This is a genomic window from Citrobacter sp. Cf125 (assembly GCF_030333935.1).
GTDB classification, from domain to species: domain Bacteria; phylum Pseudomonadota; class Gammaproteobacteria; order Enterobacterales; family Enterobacteriaceae; genus Citrobacter; species Citrobacter freundii.
Map to the genome: position 1 here is coordinate 172,541 of NZ_JAOWEY010000022.1, position 22,101 is coordinate 194,641.

At 49.7% G+C, this 22,101-nt stretch carries 21 protein-coding genes and 1 pseudogene; 9 read left to right on the top strand and 13 right to left on the bottom strand.

Features of this window, described 5'->3' with window-relative positions:
• Positions 1-91: 91 nt before the first annotated feature.
• Positions 92-688 (bottom strand): tellurite resistance methyltransferase TehB, encoded by a 597-nt coding sequence (gene tehB / locus OGV89_RS04965; RefSeq protein WP_003836119.1) that lies wholly within the window; start codon positions 686-688, stop codon positions 92-94.
• A complete protein-coding gene (gene tehA, locus OGV89_RS04970) occupies positions 688-1,689 on the bottom strand; it encodes a dicarboxylate transporter/tellurite-resistance protein TehA (RefSeq protein ID WP_003020259.1) in 1,002 nt (333 codons plus the stop codon). The genes tehB and tehA overlap by 1 nt, the downstream gene beginning before the upstream one ends.
• A gap of 113 nt (positions 1,690-1,802) precedes the next feature.
• On the opposite strand from tehA, the gene ydcK reads away from it, so the two are divergent.
• Positions 1,803-2,783 carry a YdcK family protein gene (ydcK, locus tag OGV89_RS04975; RefSeq protein ID WP_032935675.1) on the top strand — a complete coding sequence of 327 codons (981 nt, stop codon included), beginning with the start codon at positions 1,803-1,805 and terminating at the stop codon, positions 2,781-2,783.
• On the opposite strand, the gene rimL is transcribed toward ydcK, so the two are convergent.
• Positions 2,775-3,320: a 50S ribosomal protein L7/L12-serine acetyltransferase gene (rimL, locus tag OGV89_RS04980; RefSeq protein WP_032935674.1), complete on the bottom strand. Its 546-nt coding sequence runs from the start codon at positions 3,318-3,320 to the stop codon at positions 2,775-2,777. The genes ydcK and rimL overlap by 9 nt on opposite strands.
• A 218-nt stretch (positions 3,321-3,538) precedes the next feature.
• Between rimL and alr the strand changes: the two genes are divergently transcribed.
• Positions 3,539-4,765, top strand: coding sequence for an alanine racemase (gene alr, locus OGV89_RS04985; RefSeq protein ID WP_032935672.1), 1,227 nt, complete (start codon positions 3,539-3,541; stop codon positions 4,763-4,765).
• A 66-nt stretch (positions 4,766-4,831) separates the two neighbouring features.
• Here the strand turns inward: alr and OGV89_RS04990 are convergent, their stop codons facing one another.
• The 4 genes from OGV89_RS04990 to OGV89_RS05005 form a co-directional block, all read right to left on the bottom strand.
• Positions 4,832-5,056, bottom strand: coding sequence for an HP1242/YdcH family protein (locus tag OGV89_RS04990; protein ID WP_003020276.1), 225 nt, complete (start codon positions 5,054-5,056; stop codon positions 4,832-4,834).
• A 167-nt stretch (positions 5,057-5,223) separates the two neighbouring features.
• The gene (locus tag OGV89_RS04995) at positions 5,224-6,879 is read right to left on the bottom strand and encodes a glucan biosynthesis protein D (RefSeq protein ID WP_003836107.1); all 1,656 of its coding nucleotides are present in this window, start codon (positions 6,877-6,879) and stop codon (positions 5,224-5,226) included.
• A 193-nt stretch (positions 6,880-7,072) separates the two neighbouring features.
• Complete coding sequence (gene hglS / locus OGV89_RS05000) at positions 7,073-8,416, bottom strand: 2-oxoadipate dioxygenase/decarboxylase HglS (protein ID WP_286558232.1); 1,344 nt, start codon at positions 8,414-8,416, stop codon at positions 7,073-7,075.
• 120 nt (positions 8,417-8,536) lie between these two features.
• On the bottom strand, positions 8,537-9,439 hold the full coding sequence (locus OGV89_RS05005) for a manganese-dependent inorganic pyrophosphatase (RefSeq protein WP_032935667.1): 903 nt from the start codon (positions 9,437-9,439) through the stop codon (positions 8,537-8,539).
• Positions 9,440-9,670: 231 nt separating this feature from the next.
• Here OGV89_RS05005 and pcaQ point away from each other — a divergent pair, with 231 nt between their 5' ends.
• The 7 genes from pcaQ (at position 9,671) to OGV89_RS05040 (ending at position 17,190) form a co-directional block, all read left to right on the top strand.
• Positions 9,671-10,594, top strand: a complete 924-nt coding sequence (gene pcaQ, locus OGV89_RS05010; protein WP_003843743.1) for a pca operon transcription factor PcaQ — start codon at positions 9,671-9,673, stop codon at positions 10,592-10,594.
• A gap of 387 nt (positions 10,595-10,981) precedes the next feature.
• On the top strand, positions 10,982-11,539 hold the full coding sequence (locus OGV89_RS05015) for a fimbrial protein (RefSeq protein ID WP_003836101.1): 558 nt from the start codon (positions 10,982-10,984) through the stop codon (positions 11,537-11,539).
• 85 nt (positions 11,540-11,624) lie between these two features.
• Positions 11,625-12,347, top strand: a complete 723-nt coding sequence (locus OGV89_RS05020) for a fimbria/pilus periplasmic chaperone (RefSeq protein ID WP_032935666.1) — start codon at positions 11,625-11,627, stop codon at positions 12,345-12,347.
• Between the two features lie 24 nt (positions 12,348-12,371).
• On the top strand, positions 12,372-14,957 hold the full coding sequence (locus OGV89_RS05025; RefSeq protein ID WP_286558235.1) for an outer membrane usher protein: 2,586 nt from the start codon (positions 12,372-12,374) through the stop codon (positions 14,955-14,957).
• A gap of 3 nt (positions 14,958-14,960) precedes the next feature.
• Positions 14,961-15,503, top strand: coding sequence for a fimbrial protein (locus OGV89_RS05030; RefSeq protein ID WP_003843747.1), 543 nt, complete (start codon positions 14,961-14,963; stop codon positions 15,501-15,503).
• Between the two features lie 8 nt (positions 15,504-15,511).
• Positions 15,512-16,093, top strand: coding sequence for a fimbrial protein (locus tag OGV89_RS05035; RefSeq protein ID WP_286558236.1), 582 nt, complete (start codon positions 15,512-15,514; stop codon positions 16,091-16,093).
• Positions 16,093-17,190 (top strand): fimbrial protein, encoded by a 1,098-nt coding sequence (locus OGV89_RS05040; protein WP_106902092.1) that lies wholly within the window; start codon positions 16,093-16,095, stop codon positions 17,188-17,190. Before OGV89_RS05035 ends, OGV89_RS05040 begins: the two co-directional genes overlap by 1 nt.
• A 49-nt stretch (positions 17,191-17,239) precedes the next feature.
• Here the strand turns inward: OGV89_RS05040 and OGV89_RS05045 are convergent, their stop codons facing one another.
• From OGV89_RS05045 to OGV89_RS05070, 6 genes and pseudogenes are all read right to left on the bottom strand, one after another.
• Positions 17,240-18,928 (bottom strand): methyl-accepting chemotaxis protein, encoded by a 1,689-nt coding sequence (locus tag OGV89_RS05045; protein WP_046670731.1) that lies wholly within the window; start codon positions 18,926-18,928, stop codon positions 17,240-17,242.
• A gap of 169 nt (positions 18,929-19,097) precedes the next feature.
• Complete coding sequence (locus OGV89_RS05050; protein WP_003020293.1) at positions 19,098-20,216, bottom strand: S-(hydroxymethyl)glutathione dehydrogenase/class III alcohol dehydrogenase; 1,119 nt, start codon at positions 20,214-20,216, stop codon at positions 19,098-19,100.
• A 32-nt stretch (positions 20,217-20,248) separates the two neighbouring features.
• Entirely contained in the window at positions 20,249-20,524 is a 276-nt protein-coding gene (locus OGV89_RS05055) for a metal/formaldehyde-sensitive transcriptional repressor (RefSeq protein WP_003833178.1), read from the bottom strand.
• Between the two features lie 121 nt (positions 20,525-20,645).
• The gene (locus tag OGV89_RS05060) at positions 20,646-21,014 is read right to left on the bottom strand and encodes a DUF302 domain-containing protein (protein ID WP_341483730.1); all 369 of its coding nucleotides are present in this window, start codon (positions 21,012-21,014) and stop codon (positions 20,646-20,648) included.
• A gap of 124 nt (positions 21,015-21,138) precedes the next feature.
• Positions 21,139-21,738, bottom strand: coding sequence for a reactive chlorine resistance membrane protein RclC (gene rclC, locus OGV89_RS05065; protein WP_286558599.1), 600 nt, complete (start codon positions 21,736-21,738; stop codon positions 21,139-21,141).
• Positions 21,739-21,914: 176 nt separating this feature from the next.
• Positions 21,915-22,090: pseudogene (locus OGV89_RS05070) on the bottom strand (DUF4113 domain-containing protein); the annotation flags it as partial.
• Positions 22,091-22,101 lie beyond the last annotated feature (11 nt).

A 22,101-nucleotide genomic window follows, 5' to 3' on the forward strand; every position in this document is an offset into this window, starting at 1 on the left:
GGTAAGGCCGCACAATTTTATCTTAACGTTTTCTTAATATTCAGCACGAAAAAAATGCTGAACGTAGAAAGAGTTATCACAAATGGGCAGGTCAGACCGTTTTACGCGCCAGCATTGTTGCAAAGCGTAGTTTAATTCGGTTGCCGTGCTCATCCGTACGATGAAGCTCACCTACGTCTTCGTTATATTTCAGCAGATCCCAACCTGTGTAGTAACGGCGTAACTCCCCTGTTTTAAACGCAAACGGGAACCCAACGGTGCACGGAAAATCATCGGTATCCATTGCCGCGACGATCAGGTTATACCCACCAGGATTGGTGCAGCGCTGCATATTTTCAATCAGGCCCGGGATGGTTTTCGCGTCCAGGAACATCATCACCACGGTAGAAAGAATAAAATCATATTCACCGTCAAAGTTTAGCGCATTGAGATCCGCCACCTCAGCGTGCAGATTAGTCAGCCCTTCCGCGTTTTTAATGCGTTCCAGATTGGCGATGCTCATCGGATTCTTGTCCCATGCGGTAACGTCATAACCGTTGGCCGCCAGGTACAGACTGTTACGGCCATTCCCGCAGCCCAGATCTAACGTTTTGCCCGGGGCAACAATTTTCGCCGCGTCGACGACATCGGAATGCGTGCGGGTCAAATCATATTTCTCAGTAAAGTAGTTTTCGTCACAACGGATCATTATTTATCCTCAGATTTCAGTAATGCAGCACGTTCGGTGCGAATAAGCAGTTTTCCCTGCATCAGCAATGCAAACGTACGTATCAGTAATAGCGCAATGATAAAATTGGTAAAAATAAACAGCGGGATCGCCAGCGTATGAAAAAAACCTGACTCGCTGCCGTGCCCTAAATGCAGCCCCGTAGTCGCCAGTGCCGACACGCCGAACGAGAAGCTCCAGAAAGACGCATTAAACGGCTGTGACAAATACCACGGCATCAGGCGTAGCATAAACAGAAGTTGCAGCAGACCATAGCCGAACAGCATTTTGGCTAACGTATCTCCCTCGCCACCGTTCACACTAAGCCACGCGCTACAGGCGACCAGCGCAGGCGCCAGTTGTATACCAAGTGAAGTCCGTAAAACCGTCGGCAGCTCGCCGCAGCTTCGTAAACGCTGCAGAATAACCGGCTCGAGGCTGAGCCAGGAAAATACCCCTGCGCCCAAAAACACCAACCCGGCATCGTTGAAGCCAAGCGCACCACAGGCCATGGCGCTGATAAAGTTATTGGCAACGGTTGGCAGATACAGACCCGGTGTGGTGGCCTCTTCCGGGTGCTCGCCACGCCATAATCCAGCCGTTTGCCAGGCTGCATACGCCAGTTGTATCACCACGCCGATGCTGAACAACACAATCGCCAGCGGTCGATACCACGGGACAAAACCAATCGCGACCAGCATCGTTGTAGCCGGAAACAGACTGACAAAACTGCTCATCACCGGATGACGAATTTCCGCCAGTACGCTATGAGGAAAACGCAGTAAACGACTAATAAAGGCCAGCGTCAACAATCCCCAGATGACCATCGCAAGGATCACTAAACCGTCGCCAATCCAGTGGCTTACAGGCCATACCTGGCTGGCATATCGCCACGCGAACCCCATCCCGATGATGCCCAGTACCATGCCAAAATAACCGGCCGGAAGATTGAGGACTCGCTCACTTTGCTTGCTCTTACTCATTTTGTTTATTTTTTAAAGTATATTTGAAATGCATTTTATGGAATTTCCACGAATTTAGCCAGTACGGAAAACTTTGCTACGTTTAACTAAGGTGCGCAACATGGAAATGAGCTATGACCAAATATCGTCTGGGCGATGAACCTCGCGCCTTTAGTTACCAGGATAATGGCAATAAAAAGAGCGTATTACTACGCCAGATAATTGCGCTCATTGATTTTAATGATGTTAAAGCCGGTACGCTCGGTGGCTGGATTGATGATGAAAGCGTGCTTTCGCAAAGTGGCGATTGCTGGATTTACGATGAGAATGCGCTCGCGTTTTCCGGCGCGACGATATCCGGAAATGCCCGTATTACACAGGCAAGCGTGGTCAGAGATGGCGCGCAGATTGGTGATGCCGCCTGGATTGACCGAGCAGAAATCAGCCATAACGCGCAAATACGTGACAACGTCACCATTCGGGATTCTGTTGTTCGCGGTGAGTGCCTTCTCTGCGGTGATGCGCGCGTTGTGTGTGACTCTGAAATTATCGCCGCCAAAGGACTTACTCGTGAAAACGACCAGCTCCTGCAAATTTACGATCGGGCGACAGTCAGCAATTCACGCGTGGTGCATCAGGTGCAGATCTATGGTGATGCAATTATCAACTATGCCTTTATAGAACATCGGGCTGAAGTTTTTGATTTTGCACGGGTAGAAGGTAACGAAGAGAATAATGTCTGGATCTGCGATTGCGCTAAAGTCTATGGACATGCGCGTGTCATCGCCGGAACTGATGAAGACGCCATTCCTACCCTGCGCTATAGCTCGCAGGTGGCGGAACACGCGGAGGTTGAAGGTAACTGTGTGCTGAAGCACCATGTGCTGGTCGGGGGGCATGCAAAATTACGCGGCGGCCCAATTCTGCTGGATGGGCACATCCTGATTGAAGGCCACGCCTGTATTCTGGGTGAAGTGCTGATCGAGCATCATATTGAGATAACCGGTCAGGCCCAAGTTGAAGCCTTTGATGGCGATGCGATCCATCTGCGCGGGCCAAAAGTGATCAACGGCGAACAACGTATTACGCGCACCCCTATCGCCGGTTTATTCTGAAGAGTCATCAATGATGCGGGCATAGAGATTCACATCATAGTAATCGCCATTGAGGAACTCCGCTTGTCGTAAGCATCCTTCCAGTTGGAAGCCATTACGCAACGCCACCTGGTTGCTCTTGACGTTATCTACACGACATTTAATCACGAAGCGGCGAATCTCCTGGCGCTGCGCATAATGCTGAATCAATGCCTGTAGCGCCTGAGACAGAATACCTTTGCCCTGGTGATCTTCGTCCAACCAATAACCAATATAAGCGGCTCTGTTCAGCGGTTCTATCTGGTTAAACGAGATAACGCCAGCCACCTCCCCTTGTTCGAAAATAAGGAACATTTTGGCGTAGCCGCGCTGGTGCAACATCATATTGCCCTGCACATTCTTGCGGGTGTCCTCCACAGAAGTCACAAACTGCGGCCAGTTCAGCGACTGCTGGAGCCAGACTTTATTTTTAAGCACCAACTGATGCAGAGGGGGGACGTGTTGTTCTTCGACGGCACGCAGTTCCAGCGCGTCACTAACGATTATTATTTCTGACATGTTTATCTCCTTTGCAATCGTAAACGGGGCATTTCTGACTGGCAGTAGCCGATATTACTCTGTTTAGAGTCGGGGAAGTCTTATTTTTATGCTGTAACAGCAATCACTTAGAAAGAATCTCTGGCGTGGAACCCGTTACTCTGGTGATCCGGGTATCCCCTCATGGATAGACCGTAATGATGACAATAACACTTTCACTTTATTGCTAAGGAGCAAGCATGGCAGCACCTTTGGGTCGTTTAGCACTTATTCCGCTTTTACTGATTACCGCCTGTCACCAACCCGTTTCCTCCACTCAAGCAGGCCCCGTTCCCTTTGCAGTCAATCAGCAACAGGTCGTGGATAATACCACGCTGGAAATTTCCCGTAGCGCACTGGAATATAACATTCATAAAGTTCAGCAACTGCTGGCAGATAAAACCCGGATGTGCGCCATTCTTAAAGGAGACGCGTATGGCCACGATCTCTCACTGGTAACACCGGTGATGATGCAAAACGGCGTGCAATGTATTGGCATCGCCAGCAATGAGGAGATTAGAACCGTTCGCCAGTCAGGCTATACATCACAGCTCATGCGCGTTCGCAACGCGACGGAAAAAGAGATGCGCCAGGCAGCGGACTTCGATACCGAAGAGTTGATCGGTAATCTGGATATGGCTAAGCGTCTGAGTGCCATTGCTCAGGAGAAAGGTAAAATCATTCGTATTCATCTGGCACTGAACTCTGGCGGTATGTCGCGTAACGGTCTGGAAGTCAGTACCGCTGCAGGTCTGGAAGAAGCCCGCGCCATTTCCGCATTACCCGGCCTGAAAATTGTTGGCATCATGTCGCATTTCCCGGAAGAAGATGCTGCGGTGGTTAGACGCGATCTGGCCCGTTTCAATACGCAATCGGCCCAGGTACTGAAAATTACCGGGCTTAAACGCGAAGATGTCACCCTGCATGTTGCGAATACGTTCGCCACCCTGACCGTTCCTGAGTCCTGGCTCGACATGGTCCGTGTTGGCGGTATTTTTTATGGCGATACCATCGCCAGCACCGAATACAAACGCGTCATGACATTTAAATCCGCCATCGCGTCGGTAAACCATTACCCCAAAGGAAACACCGTCGGATATGACAGAACCTATACCCTTAAACGTGATTCCGTTCTGGCCAATATCCCGACAGGTTATGCCGATGGTTATCGCCGTGTATTCAGTAACGCGGGACACGTGCTGATCCGCGGCCAGCGGGTTCCGGTCCTGGGTAAAACATCCATGAATACCGTGATCGTCGATGTGACCGATTTACCGCAGGTTGCATCTGGCGATGAAGTGATACTGTTCGGTAAACAGGGAAATGCGCAGGTTAGCGCAGAAGAAGTCGAAGAAATTAGCGGCGCGCTGTTCACTGAAATGTCGATCCTCTGGGGGGCGACGAACAAACGCGTGATGGTCGATTAACACCTAAAACAGGAAGGGCTTCCTTTTCTCGCTGGAAGCCCTTTTACACAGCAAGCGCCATTCTACTTAGCTCTCACTGACACTCTCTCTTTGCAAAATTTTGAGCAAATCTTCCTTCAGGTGGAGTTTCTGTTTCTTAAGACGAACAATGTCCAAGCTATACCCCCGACCATCCGAACCTTCCAGTCTGGAGATCTCATGATCAAGGCTGTTGTGTTTTTCGAATAAGGACAGAAAGCGAGGGTTCTCGGATTTCAGTCGGGAAATAAGGTCTCTGTATTCTGGAAACATACTTTCTCCCTGTTAGTGGACAAGAACGTGTATAAGAAATACACACTCACAGAGTACCCATTTGCCATACAGAAAAATGCGAACAGGATCGAGTAAATAGTGTACAGAGTCGTTATGAGGATGAATGCAGATACGGCTCCCCATCAGGAGAGCCGTAAAGAGAGTGATTAACGCATCTCGCGGTCGTCAACGTACTGACGTTTATCCGGCGCTGGTGGGAAGTACTGATACAGCCAGGTTTCGCTGATGGCGTCACCCTGACAACGCAGGAACATACGCATATCTACCGGATCGGTTGAGTCAGAGGTCGGATACCAGTCAAACTGAATGCGATAACCGTCGATTGGTTCCACGTAGAGGATCTCAATCTGTTTCGCTTCACCGCTTGAGAGCGTAATCACCGGTTCAATGCCTTTCGGCGCAGCAGCTTTTAGATCGCCACCAACAAAATCAACGGCAAAACGGCGCGCCCATTTTTCCGGGTAGTGCTCGCCCGGCGCCCATCCTTCCGGAAAACCGCCCATGCCTGTCCGGGTCGCCATCACACGAGCCAGCGGTGAACGCACCGGTGGCTGAGCGCTCCAGTACAGGCGATATTTGAATTCCAGCTCATCGCCGGCTTTGATCTTCTTCTCAGGCTGCCAGAAGCAGACAACGTTATCCAGCGTTTCGCCGGTCGTCGGGATCTCCATCAGGCCGATGGTCCCCTTGCCCCACTGGTTGCGCGGTTCGACCCACAGGCTTGGACGCTTGTTATACCAGCCCATGATGTCCTGGTAATGGGAGAAGTCGCGATCGAGTTGCAGCAAGCCAAACCCTTTCGGGTTGTTATCGGTATAGGCGTTGAACTGCAGCTTTTGCGGATTATTCAGCGGGCGGCAGATCCACTCGCCATTGCCCCGCCACATCGCCAGACGATCGGAGTCATGAATTTGCGGGTGAATAGTGTCGCACATTCGACGCTCATTGTTACCGCAGCTGAACATGCTGGTCATCGGCGCAATGCCGAGCTGCTTGATGTCTTTGCGCGCATAGATGTGGTTTTGCACATCCATAATCACCTGCGTTTTCTCGCAGTGGATCACGAACTTGAATGCACCGGTTACGCTTGGGCTGTCGAGAAGTGCATACACGGTAAAGGAGGTTGCGCCCGGTTTAACCGTCTCGAACCAGAAAGAGGTGAAATCAGGAAATTCTTCTTTGCTGTCGGTGTAGGTATCTACCGCCAGACCGCGGGCCGATAAACCGTACTGATAGGTGTCATCCACGGCGCGGAAATAGCTGGCACCCAGGAAAGAAACGACATCGCGGCGGGCCAGTTCTGGCGCTTTAAAAACACGGAACCCGGCGAATCCGAGGTCAGTCTGCCCTTCCAACTGTTTGGTATCCACGCCCGCATCGTTATATTTAAACAGTTCCGGACGGAAGTGAATTTCACGCGCCATATGCGTACTGCCATCAACCGAGAACATGCGTACACGGCGACGAAAACCCATTCCCACGTGGAAGAACTGCGCATCAAGCTGACGATTTTCAACGTTATTCCACAGAGACTGCTCTGCGTCATATTGAATGCTGTTATAGGCCTGCGGCGTCAGTTTCGCCAGCGTGTCCGGTAACGCGCGCGGTGCGCCGCCCCAGGGTTTCTGTGCTAAGTCATGGGCCATCGATTGCAGAACGGAAAAATCAAAACGTACGGTTTTTCCGTCTGCAATGTCAGACTCTGCCGCAAAGGCGGCGCGGGAAAAGAGTGATGCAATACCACTGGTTCCGCACACGGCGGCCATTGCCATTGAACCTTTAATAAATCGTCTGCGATTCATGCCTGAAAGTGAGTCCTTCTGGTCGTGTAAATGGTCCCGCGCCGGTCAAAATCAGCGGCAAGAGAGTGCACATTTCTGACCGCTCACTCTAGACAAAATTCATTAATAATCCAATTGTTGGTCGCCGATTATCTGTACAAAATCGAAAATATTTTATGTCGATGGGAACAGACCGAATCCCATGTAAATTCCATTAAAGTAAACCACACCGACGTTTACTTCGCTCTTGCGCCTCCTGATACAGCGCAAGCTCGTCATAAACCGCGCAACCCAGCGCCTGTTCAAACGCGTCGCGGCTGGAATTCCCGTGGCTGCGAGCCTGCGTTTCATTCCCCAGATTGGACTGGAAAATCCCTGCGGCGCTCACCGGTAAAAAATCTTCGTAGGTGATGGGTTGCGCAACCAGCCACCCTCGCTCAATGAGCGGTTGCGGGTCGTCATCCGGACGGATTGCCTGGCGATGCGCTTCGCCTGATGGCGTCAGTCGATAACGAAACCAGGCGAGTCCCTGCTGGCGCAGCAGAAACTCACTGTCCGGGAACGCCTTGAACACCTCCTGAAGATGTAACTGGTGCGTCAGATTGTCTTTCCCCGTTCCCGCTTTATTCAGCAATTCGTCGTATAACGCTCTACCTTTCGGCGTCAGGGCCACACCGCGCTGTTCGATTTCACCGAAACGTGCCGTGTGAGTGCCGCGCATTTCACCGGCAAACAACACCGGTTCTTCCAGCGCTTTGAAACTCGTCTGACGTAATAAAATGGGCACATCGCGGCGTGGCGGCCCTTCAATCAGTATTTTCGGTTCAATGCCGCATTCCGGCATCATCGACTGCACCCGGTCGATATCCAGCGTACGCGGCGTCAGGTGGTTGATATGGCAACCGGGGAAACACACTACATCGGCAATCAGCCGGTGTTCGTTATGCAATGCGTGATAGGTCTCTTCATCGACCGTGGCGTGCTGATGCCAGCGGAATGTTTCCAGCGCTTCATGCACAAACTCTTGCGCCTGTTCAGATGTAAAACTGCCCTGCGCATCAAATTCATCCAGCAGCTCGTGACAACGGCGAGTGAAAATATCGCGTTTCGCGAGGATCTCAGCGGCTTTTTGCCGCAGCGCGGCGTTTTCGATTAGTTCGAGCCGTAATAACGAGGTGAATACCCGAAACGGGTTGCGCGATAGCGAGGCATCGTCGATGGGACGAAAGGCTGTGGAATGTACGGGGACGCCTGCCTGGGAGAGATCGTAATAACTCACCGGATACATGCCCATAACGGCAAACATTCGGCGCAGCGTAGAAAGCTCCTGCGCGGTACCCACTCGAATAGCGCCATGGCGCTCAACGTTTAGCCGGGCCAGTTCATCCGCATTCGCCAGTTTTTCATGCAGCGTCGGATTATTTTCCAGTACCGCCAGATTCACATCAGCGACAAGTTCCAGCAACGTGCCGTATTGCGGGACTTCCTGCTGGTACATTGCTGACATTGCCTGCGAAAATTGTTCCCGAATCTCATCTGCCGTGATGGTGTTCGCCATAATGTCATGCCTCCAGTGAATATTACCTGGAGTGTAGAAAACACCGCTGACTCCGGTGGGAAGAATTTACAAAGTGTGACCCCGCGTAAACTTCCCACCCATATAAACGATGAACAGTACCTACTGACGGGGTTTCAAATGGCTTTCCAGCCAGGGGAGCATCTGTTTTTTACGGCTAAGCATACCTTCTACCTTGCAGGGTTGCGGGATGTCTGAAAGTTCTGCTCCAGCAAACCACAGGCTGGTGTCACCCAGATTGATGTCGGTAAGCATCAGCACGACCAACGCAGCATTCTTTTCCTCTGCATAGCGCGCCATTTCCTGACGGAGATCGTCCAGCACCGCATCCACCTGTTGCAGCGCATACAGTTCAAGCTGCGCTACACAGACTGAATGTCCATGGATGGTGAAGGTTTTAATGTCTTTCTGCAAAAGTTCGCGGGCGCTCATCCCTTCCACGCTTGTTTTGGCTGACAGCAGGTCGCGACTGAAAGCGTCAAGATCCACTCCGGTTTTTTGGGCCAGCGCATCAACCGCCAGGCGATCGTCAGTGGTGGTTGTTGGTGAACGAAGCGTGACAGTGTCACTCAATACGGCGCCGAGCAGTAAAATAGCCTCAGCGGAAGATAACTGGTTGCGTTCATCTTCCGTCATCAGTTGCCACAGCAGGGTTGCGCTACTGCCGACGGGCTTCACCCACACTTCCGGTGGCAGACGGGTGACTAACCCACCAAGTCGGTGATGATCGATAATTCCCACCACGTTACTTTCTGTCAACGATTCCGGCCCCTGGGCAGGCTCGGTGAAATCGACCAGCCAGACGTCACGATCGGTCAGTTCAAACGTCAACCGTTCAGGCATCGTCACCCCCGCATGCTCAAAGATAAACTGCGTTTCGCGGTTAGGCTCGCCCAAACGCCATGCCGTCGCCTGCTGGCCACGTAAGCTAAGCCAACGAGCCGTCATTGCGGCGGTGCAGATGGCATCGCTATCGGGATTAAGGTGCCCTATTACATGTATCATTCATCAGTGCCTTGTGAAGAGAAATCGTTCAAAAGTAAACAATAACCAAAGTATAACGACTGAACATACTCCCTTCCATGATCCCACCACCCAGCAACGCTGTACAAAACATAAGCAAAATAAATCAGTTGTAAGTAAAACATGATAAATGTTAATAATATTTTGCTATCAGGTTATCAAAAACAAACAACTTTACTTGTCACCGATACGGCTCTGTTTTTAACATCGCTTATGGAAAAAAATGTTCTGTTCAATCAGCGCATTCGCTTGCGCCATCTTCATACTTTTGTCGCCGTTGCACAGCAGGGAACGTTGGGGCGCGCGGCTGAGACCCTTAACCTGAGTCAACCGGCACTCTCCAAAACGCTAAATGAACTGGAGCAACTGACCGGGACCCGGCTCTTTGAGCGTGGCCGCCTTGGCGCGCAGTTAACGCTGCCAGGAGAGCAGTTTCTTACCCACGCGGTAAGAGTGCTGGATGCGCTCAACACTGCCGGGCAAGCGTTAAATCAGCGCGAAGAATCGCAGACTGATGTCGTACGGATTGGGGCCTTACCCACCGCGGCACTGGGCATTCTGCCTGCGGTAATTGGTCCTTTCCACAAGCAGCAAATGGAGACCACGCTACAAGTCGCCACCATGAGCAATCCGATGATTCTGGCAGGTTTAAAATCCGGGGAAATCGACCTTGGCATTGGTCGTATGGCCGATCCGGAATTGATGGTCGGTCTGAATTATGAATTGTTGTTTCTGGAATCACTTAAACTGGTCGTGCGCCCTAACCACCCGTTGTTGCAGGAAACCATTACGTTAAGTCGGGTAATGGAGTGGCCGGTGGTGGTTTCGCCAAAAGGAACCGCGCCTCGCCAGCACGCAGAAGCATTGTTGCAAAGTCAGGGCTGTAAAATGCCGCCTGGCTGCATTGAAACACTGTCAGCATCGCTCTCCCGCCAACTGACGGTTGATTACGACTATGTATGGTTTGTCCCTTCAGGTGCGGTTAGAGAGGATTTACGCCAGGCGACGCTGGTATCGTTGCCGATACCTACCCACGGGGCGGGTGAACCCATCGGGATTCTTACTCGTGTCGATGTGCAACTCTCTCAGGCCGCGCAGATCCTTATCGCCGCAATACGCAAAACCGTACCTGTTTAATCGTATTGATGATTGGGCCTGTTAGTACCTACAGGCCCAATTCATGTAAATGTTCAATATATGGACGGTGAAACCGTCATAAAACACAGCTAAAAGCGTATTTTTTCTTAAAAGCAATTTAAGCAACACTTATTATTGATGATATCTCTGTCGAATAATGGCGGACGAAATCCCCGACACAAACTTACATCTAAAAATTTCTTCTTGGAATTCAATGAAGAATAAAAAATCAATCCAATTAAGTTAATTTCATATTACATTAAATAATTAGCTATTACCTCTAAACAAATTCTTAAAAAACACTAACCTCAGCTTCACCCGCTATTCAGTCAGAATCTCACGACATATAATGTTTTCGCCATTTAATTTGTTATTAAGGAAAATAACGTGAAATTTGTTAATTGTTTAAGCGCAGTAGCGCTTCTGGTCGCAGGTGCTACTTTTCAGGCCCAAGCGGCTGGTTCTGATTCTGCAAACATTGATTTTTCAGGAAATATTACATCATCAACCTGTGATGTCAGTATTGATGGTATTTCTGCTTCCAAAGAGGTCAAACTGCCAGATATCACTGTTCCTGCGATGCAAGCGGCTGTCAGTAGTCCTGCGATGAAAACCAAATTTCAGATCACCGTTAAAAACTGCGCCACTGAACCAGCGGGTGGTAAAGTAAAAGGGCAATTTTCAACAACCGGTAATTACAATAGCACCAGCAAAGCATTGTTAAACGCTGCCGCAGGAGATAAAGATGCGGGTTTCCAGGTAGAAGATACCGCAACCAGTACCATTATCGATTTTACATCAGCCACACCGCAATCTGAAGCCACTTACGATACCACCAACGGTGCAGTATTTAATTATACCGTCGGTTATATCTACTCAGGTTCTGGTACGCCGACTGTTGGTGTAGTGAAAGCGAATACCACCTTTGTAACAACCTACCCCTAACAAGCTGTATAAGATCAACATTAGTTAATAACTCTGCTGCAACTTTAATTCAAGGTTGCAGCTATTTAACCAAGACACAAATGATATGATTCCACAAAATACATTCAGATTAATTATATTTTCTGCCGCTATCTCTTTTAGCTATTCGTCAGTCGCCAGCATAGTGATTAACGCTACCCGTGTTATTTACCCTTCCGACGCGAAGGAGGCACTAATTAAAATGGTTAATCAGGGGCAACAACCTTTATTAGTCCAGTCCTGGTTAGACGATGGTCATGAAGATGTTGATCCGCAAACCTTAAACGTTCCTTTTATCGCCTCCCCCCCAGTCAGTCGGGTCGATCCTAAACAGGGACTGACCGTACGCTTAAACTGGGACGGGCAACCGTTACCCACCGATCGTGAAAGCGTGTATTGGTTTAATGCACTTGAAATCCCCGGAAAAAATAAAGATGCCGCTAAATCAAATCAGCTGCAGATCGCGCTGAAAACCCGCATCAAGGTTTTTTATCGCCCCGCATCCCTTCCTGGTTCGGCGGATGACGCAATCCAACATCTGAAATGGAGCCTTGCAAACCAAGGTAAACAAATTTGGGCGACGGCGAAAAATGACTCTCCTTATTTTGTTTCGCTTGTTGGCGCTAACATCACTTCCGGGGGGAAAAAATACAAAATTGAGCCCGACATGGTCGCCCCTTTTTCCAGCGCCAGCTATGAAGTGAAAACGCTCACCACTCCCCGGCTAGAATCCGTTTCATGGACAGCAGTCAATGATTACGGGGCTAACGTTGACGTAACGGATAAATAAAAAAACGCGTGCAAGGATTGCTCTATGTCAATGTCAAAACACCGGTTAGCGACCTCAGTATGGGTATTATTGGCTATTTGTCAGACAGGTTTTGCTGACGATAATTACATTGAATTCAACGATGACTTTATCTTCAGCAATGCAGGTAAAAAATCGGCAATCGACGTGTCACAATATGCACGCGGCAACCCGGTGAAACCCGGTATATATACCGTCTCAGTTTGGATTAACGGTGAGCAACAGCAAACTGCAAAGATCCAGTTTATTGACAACCACACCTCGAACGCGTCTCCCTGCCTGACTCGTGAGGTGCTCGATGAAGCAAACGTTGATGTAAGCAAACTCCCCACGGCAGATGCGGACGAAGGTGAATCGCAATGCTATATCCTGGCGGATTATTACCCCTCATCCAGCGTGAGTTACGATCCTAATTCACAGATCCTGATGCTCACAATTCCGCAACTGTTTCTCGTCAGCCACCCTGCGGGTTATGTCAACCCCGCACGCTGGGATGCCGGTATTCCTGCTGCAATACTGAACTGGAGCTTCAGCGGTTATCACAGTGAAAATGACGGTAGCGCCTCTGACAGTGGTTATCTGGGGCTCGGCTATGGTCTCAACCTTGGAGCATGGCGGTTACGCTCCAGCGGCGCGCTGAACTGGACAAAAGACGATAGTGCAACCTGGGACAACTACGATCTCTATTTAGCACGGGATTTACCCCCTATGCGGGCACAAATGGAACTGGGCCAGGTCACCTCTCGCAGCGAAGTACTGGATAGTATCGGCATTAAAGGCATACATCTGTATAACGACAAACGCATGGATCCGCATGATGGTCGCTACGTTCCCGTCATCAACGGCGTGGCCAACAGTAATGCCAAAATTACCGTACGACAGCAGTCGCGCATCATCTATGAAACCACCGTTCCCCCAGGTCCTTTTGCTCTGAAGGATTATTATGTGGCAATCAACGGCGCTGACCTCGACGTTACCGTGGAAGAAGCTGATGGGTCAAAACGGTTATTCACCGTACCGTATGCCTCTGTTGCTCAGTTAATGACCAAGGGTGAAGTTGACTGGGATTTTGCCGTTGGGACATTAGACAACAATGACAACAGCGACTCCCCCTGGGTGCTCACCACGAACGGTAATTATGGACTGAGCGATATTTTCACGCTGTATGGCGGCATACAGTCAATGGAAGAAGACTATCTGGCGGGGATGCTGGGTCTGGCGATGAATACGCGTCTTGGTGCTATCGCAGTCGATGTTATCCACTCTCGTGCTTCACTTGAAGATATTGGCGCTCTGCAGGGGCAGAGTTACCGTGTAAGCTACAGTAATGTGCTGGACGCAACACAGACCAATTTCAGCTTTAGCGCCTATCGATACAGCACCAAAGATTACCTCTCGCTTAATGACGTCATCTCTTTGCAAAATAGCATCGATAGTTATAGCGACGATCACGATACTAACCGTAACGATGCGTATCGCAACAGCTACAGTCATTCCAAAAATGAGCTTCAGGCTAACGTCAATCAACCTATTGTCCTCAACGGAGAGGATTACGGCTCATTCTATCTCAGCGGCACCTGGACGAGTTATTGGGGTAGCTCAGACAAAACGTCTCAGTATTCGCTGGGCTACAGCAATACTTTCCGCACCATCTCGTGGAATATCTCGCTGCAGCGTAGTTATAACGAATGGGGTGATGAAGATGACAGCCTGTACGTTGGGTTGAGTATTCCTTTTGGTAGCAACGCTCAAAACGATCAACCAGCATTCTCCAGTCTGAACCTCAGCGCCAATAGCGACTTTAGCGGCAACAATGGTTTCACCAGTACGGCCAGTGGTAACAGTAGCAACAATAAATGGAACTACAGCCTCAGTACTACCGCTAACCAGGCCAGCCAGGGAGATGACACCTATTCCGTCAGCGGATATTCCACCTATAACGGCGCGCATGGAGCGACCAGCGTTTCCGCTACAGTCGATAAAAATCATAACCAGCAGTATTCCCTAAACAATAACGGCGGTGTGCTGTTACACAGCGGTGGATTGACGCTGTTACCGGGTAATGTCAACGCACAAAGCGCCATAGCCCTTATTGAAGCGCAAGGTGCAGATGGCGCGACCACCACCAATGGGTATGGTGAGATTGACAGTGCCGGATATGCAGTTGCCACCAGTCTTTCGCCTTATGCCGAGAATACCGTCGGGCTGGATCTCAGCACCATCAAGGCAGACGTCGAAGTGAAAAACACCTCCGCCGCCGTGGTTCCGCGCGATGGCGCCGTGGTGAAAGTCACTTTCGCCACCCAGCAAGGTCAATCGGTGTTTGTCACGCTCAGACGTAGTGATAACAGTTTCATTCCATTGGGCGCGAACATTCTCAATGAACAGGGAGAATCCGTTGGCGCAATGGGTCAGGCGGGCCGCGCCTTTTTACGCGGGATCGAACAACGTGGCAGCCTGAAGGTTATTTGGGGGAGCGACGCCGCAAGCTACTGCGATGTGACCTACCAGATCCCTGACGCGCCCGCGATGATCGGAAAATCAATTCGTCTGGAGACGTTAATTTGCCAGATGCCAGGAGCCGGGAAATAGCTTATGCGCCAGGTAATGCTTGTTTCTTTTCTATTATGCAGCCCACATCTCTTTGCGGCAGATGTCGTGGTTAACTTTAAGGCCAATTTGCTTGCGATGACCTGCACCGTCAATATTGTTGTTGGTTCAAGCAAAGCGGTGAACCAGACCATTGATTTTGGTGTATTAACCCGCGCAGAACTGGAAGCTCAGGGCGCTAATACGCTGAAAGATTTTTCGTTGCAGTACAGCAACTGCACGATCGGATCCAGTACAAACCAGACGGTTACCTGGATGAAAACGGGTATTAAAGCCTCTTCGTGGTACAACGGCTATCCAACCGAACTCTATGGTGGGAATAACGGGGCCGCAGCGGTTTTGTATCGTTCTGGCTCCCCAAATTCTCTGTTAGTTCTCAATAGCAGTACGCCGTTTGACTGGACCTCGACTGAGCGCACCAATAAGGCCCTGAACCTGGTTTTATCTCTGCGTCCAACGTCTTACTCAACCACCGCGACAAGTGGCACCTTCAACGGTTCGTTGACGTTCACCACCACCTATCAGTAGGAGCCACCATGAAATTTATACCAATAGCCTTATTGCTGATATCCACGCCGCTATGGGCCGCGAACAGTACCAATACAAATGTATTAACGGTTAAGGCGGAGTTGGTTACTGGTAGCTGTGACATCACCGCCTCCGACGTTGATTTAGGCGATGTGGAGGCGAGTGAATTCGCCGCTGGCGGCGCATGGGCGAATTTATCAGCAACAACGAAGGGTAACGTCCCCACACAGCCCCTGAAGATTAGCTTCCGCTGTGATTCAGGCTCTCTCGCCAAAACGCTGGTGTTGAGCTTTAAGCCGCAAAAAGCGCAACTCACCGGCAATCAGATATTCCCGAATGAATATACCGGTCCGATGACTGCAGCTGGAAACGTGGGCGTTGTGGTCTTTGAGGGGAGAACAAGTCCAGTTGCTATTAATGTGCTTAATAAAGACAATACCTCTGCCGTCAATATTGTTAACTATAAAGGTTCAACCACCACCTATTCTGATATCACCCTTTCGGCTCGTTATCAAAAAGTGGATTCAGCAAAAACGGTCACTCCAGGTGGCGTATTAAGTCAGGTGCAAATCAGCGTGAGCTACAAATAATGGATAAACGGCAGGTTAATATGAGTTCGATGATTTCACGATCAATTTCTTTTATGACATTGCTGCTGAGCGGAATTTATTCATATCAGGTGCAGGCTAAGGAGTGTATTTTTGAAGACATTAATACCAGCACGATAAGCGCAGGAACGTTAGTCGTGAATAGTTATAACCCATCCAGTACAACACCCGTGCTATTGGGGACGCTCAGCGCGGGCAAGTATGGTTACTTAAACTGTGGTACCGGTAATGATGGTTCTGATTTTTATGGAAGATCCACAGCAACAAGCGGTACGCAGTCCGATAGTTATACCAGTACCAGCGGCAGTACAAAATATAGCTACAACAGAGTTTTTTTTCCAACGAGCATACCTGGAATATATTATAACATTTACATAGCTAATTCTATTAATGCTATTTATACAGCTTATATTCCGTCTAATACGAGTTGGACACGTGAGATCGATAATGCTGCAGATGGAGATTTTCCTGTTGGATTATACATCGAAGTTTGGCAGCGTGGGGTGGTTTCCTCAATAGGTAATGGTGAAGCGCATCCTGTTATAAATGGTGAAGTAGGCAGGTTTAAAGCAGGGGATGAAGATGTAAGTAGTCAACAGATTATCGCTACAGTAAACGCATCTTCATTCACCGTAAAATTCGCCACGCCAACCTGTAATTTATCCGTATCCCCCACCACCATCGACTTTGGCGATGTGGGTAATGACAAACCACGAAAAACCTTCACCTTGAAAAATAGCAACTGCGTTAATGCTTCAGGGGTTACCCTTAAACTGACGTCGACCAAAGCGGCTTATGATAATAGCGGGTTGTCTATTCTCGCCAATACCACAACTGGCACCTCAGCAGCGGGCGGACGGGGAGTAGCGGTGTCTTACGAGGGATCGTCCCGGCAATATCTGTCGGCGAATGACACAAATTCTTCAGTGTCCATCGACTTTGGTTCCATCGTAACGGCGAAAGATATCACCATGGCCGGGTTACTCACCTGCACCTCCGCCAGCAATAACAGTACCTGCGATGACTACACCCCTGGCGCGTTCACCGCAGCGGGAACTATTAGTGCCACGTACAAATAGATAGTAAATCCGGTAATACAAAGGATCGTATTACCGGATGGCTGGCCTGTCAGAATGTTTCCCAGTTATCCGTATTTACCGTGTTTGATTTTGGCAGTGAAACCGATGGATGAACGGCAGGTGTAACGCGTTTAATTGCGCTTGTCCCGGTTAAACGGAATGTGCCGACGGCTTCCGTTAAGCGTGCGGCCTGCTCTTCAAGAGAGGCCGCAGCAGCCGATGCTTCTTCAACCAATGAGGCGTTTTGCTGCGTGACCTTATCCATCTCTGAAATCGCCTGGCTTACCTGGACGATGCCCCGGCTTTGTTCATCAGAGGCCGCCGCAATTTCCAGCATAATGTCGGTCACGCGTTTTACCGCATCGACAATATCCGTCATCGTATTGCCCGCAGCGACCACTTCTCCAGAGCCCTGGTCAATCAGTCGGACTGATTCGCTGATCAATCCTTCAATCTCTTTTGCCGCCTGAGCGCTGCGGCTTGCCAGCGTACGGACCTCACTAGCCACCACTGCAAACCCACGCCCCTGCTCTCCTGCCCGCGCCGCCTCAACCGCCGCGTTCAGCGCCAGGATATTGGTCTGGAAGGCAATGCTGTTAATAACGGCGGTAATTTCAGAGATTTTCTTCGAGCTGGTTGAGATATTGCCCATGGTTTTCACCACACCAGAGACCATCTGACCGCCCCGGCTGGCCTTGCCGGACGCATCTTCCGCCAGCGTACTCGCATGATGCGCGTTGTCGGCGTTTTGCTTCACCGTAGCCGTCAGCTCTTCCATGCTGGCCGCCGTTTGTTCAATCGCCGCGGCCTGTTGTTCGGTACGTGAAGACAGATCGGTATTACCCGCCGAAATCTCACTGGTACCGCGGTAGATTTCTTCCGCGCCCTGACGTACCGTGCCCACTGTTTTCGCCAGCGACCGTTGCATTGTCTGCAGATGACGGCTCAGGCGCCCAATTTCGCTGCGCCCGGTTGGTTCCTCTGGCATTGTCAGGTCCCCTTCTGAAATTTGCTCAATGCGCTGGGCCGCACGTAACAGAGGATGAATAACGGTACGGCGCAGAACAATAAACGTCATCACGGTCAGTGCCAGCGCAAGAACGAACGCCCCCAGCATAAAGGCCATGCCAAGCTGTGTACGTTGGTGCGCCTGTTCGCTTAACTGATTCGCCCTGGCGGTACGAATATCGATCGCCTTTAACAATACCTTGTTGTAAGCAGAGTCCAGCGGTCTGGCCTGTTCATTTTCATGGTTGATGATTGCTTCGAACATGCCGTTTTTAGCGTACTTGAGCATAGGCTGTAAGCCATCGATATAGGCTTTGAAATTGGCGCTCAGTTCAGCGTCTAACGCCTCTCCGGCAGTAGTTTTCACCGCACGAGCCATATAAGTATTGAAACCGTCCTGCGATTGCTTAATACGTTTTTCTGCCTCGGCAATATTGGCCTTCATGTCATCCATTTCAGCAATACGGCTCGCCGCACCAGCATGGATCATGTTGATGCGCGCGGTGCGTAAGTGGTTAGAGCTGTTAGATAACCCCATCCGGACCTGAATCTCATCGGTTACATCGCGCTGATCGCGATCGGCCTGCATAAGAAAATAACCTGCCAGCCCGGAACTTAAGGCGAATAGCAGAAGGATGCCACCGAGAATGGAGGAAAACAGCGGAACCAGTCGGATTTGATGCAGAAAGCCCAGTTTATGCAGGGCTTGCATCGATGTAGTGTTGTCCATGACCGTCGACTCTCTTGTAGGGTTTATGCGTGAAAACACGCCCGTTAGATAGTCATCGGCAATCAGGGAAGTTTACTTACCGTGAAAAGCGCCGGATTCGTCACACTTTCACAACATAATTCTAAAAAATTCAGGAAAGTGCCAGCGGTGAAATCCGCTGGCCAATGAATCAGTTATCACCAAAATGGATAACAGTACGGATGGATTTACCCTGATGCATTAAATCGAACGCTTCGTTAATCTGCTCCAGAGGCAGGCGATGCGTAATAAACGGATCTAACTGAATTTTTCCGCTCATTGCTTCTTCGACCATACCCGGCAACTGAGTGCGCCCTTTTACGCCGCCAAACGCGGAACCGCGCCACACGCGACCGGTTACTAACTGGAACGGACGTGTTTTGATCTCCTGACCGGCACCCGCCACCCCAATGATGATGCTTTCGCCCCACCCTTTATGGCAACACTCCAGCGCCGCACGCATCACGTTAACGTTGCCGATACACTCAAAGCTAAAGTCCACGCCACCGTCGGTGAGCTCAACAATCACGTCCTGCACCGGCTTATCGTAATCGTTCGGGTTGATGAAATCGGTCGCGCCCATTTCACCAGCCAATTTGAATTTCTCCGGATTGGTATCAACAGCCAGAATACGCCCGGCTTTTGCCTGCACCGCGCCCTGAATCACCGCCAGGCCAATACCGCCCAGACCAAATACGGCTACGGTATCGCCTTCCTTCACTTTCGCGGTGTTATGGACCGCTCCGATACCGGTGGTCACGCCACATCCCAGCAGACACACTTTATCCAGCGGAGCCTGCGGGTTAACCTTCGCCAGCGAGATCTCTGCGCAAACGGTATATTCGCTGAAGGTACTGGTGCCCATATAGTGATAAATCGGCTCGCCGTTATACGAGAAGCGCGTTGTGCCATCAGGCATCAGACCTTTGCCCTGTGTCGCCCGCACGGCCTGACACAAGTTAGTTTTACCCGATTTACAGAACTTGCACTCGCCGCACTCTGCGGTGTACAGCGGGATCACATGATCGCCCGGTTTCAGGCTGGTGACGCCTTCCCCCACTTCAACTACAATGCCGCCGCCTTCATGGCCCAGTACCGCCGGGAACACGCCTTCCGGATCGTCGCCTGAGAGCGTAAAAGCATCAGTATGGCACACGCCGGTGTGGGTAATTTTAACCAGCACTTCACCTTTCTTTGGTGGTGCGACGTCGATTTCAACAATTTTTAACGGTTGGCCGGGGCCAAATGCAACTGCTGCACGTGATTTCATTTGTCTCTTCCCATTATTGCAAGGTGATGGTGTTATTTTAGATAAGCACGCAGAAGATGGCCGATCTCAGCCATGCGCACAGCTCGCTGGTCTGGTGTTGTCTCCCCACTGACCAGTTCATCTTTCAGGTGGATCTCAACCATTTCGCCCATCAGACCATTGGATGCGCCGCGTACGGCGGCAATTTGTTGCAGGATCGCCAGGCATGGTTCGCCAGATTCCAGTGCGCGCTCAAGCGCATCAACCTGACCGCGAATACGGCGTACACGAGTGAGAATGCGTTTTTTATCTTCGGGTGAATGCGGCATACGCCCTCCATATACTATAGGGGGGTATACTATCATAATTTTTATGTAATTGTAAAAAACTAACATCTATTTAATGAGGGGGTGACGACCAGGCCTCGTCAGATGAGCCCTGGTCGCCAGGTCACTGAATGGCTTTCTGAACTAATTTTTCCAGATTTTTTAAGGGTTGAATTGCCACAGTATCTGGTCCATAAGTCTGTAATATCTCAACCGGGTGATATCCAACTACTACACGTCCATCCGACTCTTCCCGAATCAATACTCTAAAGGGAAGGTCGAGCGCCATATCAGGATATGCCTGCATTAATGGTGTGCCACCTTTAGGATTGCCAAAAATAATGACGGTTGTGGGTAACATGGTTAGTCCAGCATTTTTAGCCTCTTTCGCATGATCAAATTCTCCAAAAAAAACAAGATTATGACTCTCAATGGCAGCAATGAGATGCTCTCTGGTCTGCTGGTAATTATAAGTACTATACGTTTTGATCATAGTATTCCCGGTGTTGGCAGCATGACTGGTTACCGTCATAAGCAGATACAGTGCAGCTGTAATAAATATATTTTTTATAGACCGAAGCATCACAACATCCTTAATTTAACGATAGTCTGGAAAACTATCTAAGACCAGCGGATACTTTGCCGATATAATCTCTCTCGTGCTGATTCTGTGCAAGGATACACTTGGCAGAATGCACCATCGCAATAAGACCCGCAGCCATCATTATCGTGTCTTTTAAGACCAGTCGCCCGGCGCCAGAAAGATAGGGAAACCCGGTGTGAGAATCCTGGCCACTTACCCATGTTTCTGGTGTAAATATCAGGAATGTCAGAGTGACAAAAGGAGTTAAGAAGGCAAGTGTTGCCCCCCAAAAGCCGATTTTTGGTGACACATAATGAGCAAGAATTAATAATGAAAAAATGACTTCAACAATACCAAGTCCGGTAGAGTACCCATAAGTATTATTCGCATGATGCCATGCGCGGTTAGCCTCTATTAATTCGCCCTCGTTGTTCATAAACTGAGTATAATTACTCGGATCGTTATAAAAGAAAGACATAAATGGGCTATTAGCTACAAAAGGAACGATGCTATCTGCTTCATAGGGAATGAACTTCAACAATCCTATCCACATAAATACAATGGCAATAGAAATGCGACAAAGATTTATTCCCACGTTTTCTTTCGTTGAAACATATTTGTATAGTTTATCCATCATATCCAGAGGTCCTGTGTTGTAGAAATCACGACCTTTATAACCTTGTTATTTATATGCCTATATGTTCAGGAATCTATAATTTTTGTTTGATCGTCTGGATAGGTCAAAATATAGACTATGGGTAAGTTCGGTTGAGTGGAATGAACTCCTTGTTTTTCAGTTTGGCTATCAAACTACTTGCAGCAACTGATTGTATAACGTGGTGAAAGCATGTCTCTCTTCATCGCCCACGGTTGCTGTATTCCTTGTCCGGCAAAGTAGGGCGTTCCTTTACCCTTTTCCCAGATACCTCCATCAGTTTATCACTGTTACGCCGCGGCGTTAGGTTGTCCTCAAAAAGATTCAGTTCACCGTACGTAT

What these genes read in the sequence shown, in the direction of transcription:
- OGV89_RS05005 (WP_032935667.1), bottom strand. Translation starts at nt 9,439, where the DNA reads ATGATACATGTAATAGGGCACCTTAATCCCGATAGCGATGCCATCTGC.
- OGV89_RS05060 (WP_341483730.1), bottom strand. Translation starts at nt 21,014, where the DNA reads ATGATCAAAACGTATAGTACTTATAATTACCAGCAGACCAGAGAGCAT.
- rimL (WP_032935674.1), bottom strand. Translation starts at nt 3,320, where the DNA reads ATGTCAGAAATAATAATCGTTAGTGACGCGCTGGAACTGCGTGCCGTC.
- pcaQ (WP_003843743.1), top strand. Translation starts at nt 9,671, where the DNA reads ATGGAAAAAAATGTTCTGTTCAATCAGCGCATTCGCTTGCGCCATCTT.
- OGV89_RS05025 (WP_286558235.1), top strand. Translation starts at nt 12,372, where the DNA reads ATGTCAATGTCAAAACACCGGTTAGCGACCTCAGTATGGGTATTATTG.
- OGV89_RS05035 (WP_286558236.1), top strand. Translation starts at nt 15,512, where the DNA reads ATGAAATTTATACCAATAGCCTTATTGCTGATATCCACGCCGCTATGG.
- ydcK (WP_032935675.1), top strand. Translation starts at nt 1,803, where the DNA reads ATGACCAAATATCGTCTGGGCGATGAACCTCGCGCCTTTAGTTACCAG.
- OGV89_RS05030 (WP_003843747.1), top strand. Translation starts at nt 14,961, where the DNA reads ATGCGCCAGGTAATGCTTGTTTCTTTTCTATTATGCAGCCCACATCTC.
- OGV89_RS04990 (WP_003020276.1), bottom strand. Translation starts at nt 5,056, where the DNA reads ATGTTTCCAGAATACAGAGACCTTATTTCCCGACTGAAATCCGAGAAC.
- rclC (WP_286558599.1), bottom strand. Translation starts at nt 21,738, where the DNA reads ATGGATAAACTATACAAATATGTTTCAACGAAAGAAAACGTGGGAATA.
- OGV89_RS05050 (WP_003020293.1), bottom strand. Translation starts at nt 20,216, where the DNA reads ATGAAATCACGTGCAGCAGTTGCATTTGGCCCCGGCCAACCGTTAAAA.
- OGV89_RS05040 (WP_106902092.1), top strand. Translation starts at nt 16,093, where the DNA reads ATGGATAAACGGCAGGTTAATATGAGTTCGATGATTTCACGATCAATT.
- OGV89_RS05055 (WP_003833178.1), bottom strand. Translation starts at nt 20,524, where the DNA reads ATGCCGCATTCACCCGAAGATAAAAAACGCATTCTCACTCGTGTACGC.
- alr (WP_032935672.1), top strand. Translation starts at nt 3,539, where the DNA reads ATGGCAGCACCTTTGGGTCGTTTAGCACTTATTCCGCTTTTACTGATT.
- hglS (WP_286558232.1), bottom strand. Translation starts at nt 8,416, where the DNA reads ATGGCGAACACCATCACGGCAGATGAGATTCGGGAACAATTTTCGCAG.
- tehA (WP_003020259.1), bottom strand. Translation starts at nt 1,689, where the DNA reads ATGAGTAAGAGCAAGCAAAGTGAGCGAGTCCTCAATCTTCCGGCCGGT.
- tehB (WP_003836119.1), bottom strand. Translation starts at nt 688, where the DNA reads ATGATCCGTTGTGACGAAAACTACTTTACTGAGAAATATGATTTGACC.
- OGV89_RS05045 (WP_046670731.1), bottom strand. Translation starts at nt 18,928, where the DNA reads ATGGACAACACTACATCGATGCAAGCCCTGCATAAACTGGGCTTTCTG.
- OGV89_RS05020 (WP_032935666.1), top strand. Translation starts at nt 11,625, where the DNA reads ATGATTCCACAAAATACATTCAGATTAATTATATTTTCTGCCGCTATC.
- OGV89_RS04995 (WP_003836107.1), bottom strand. Translation starts at nt 6,879, where the DNA reads ATGAATCGCAGACGATTTATTAAAGGTTCAATGGCAATGGCCGCCGTG.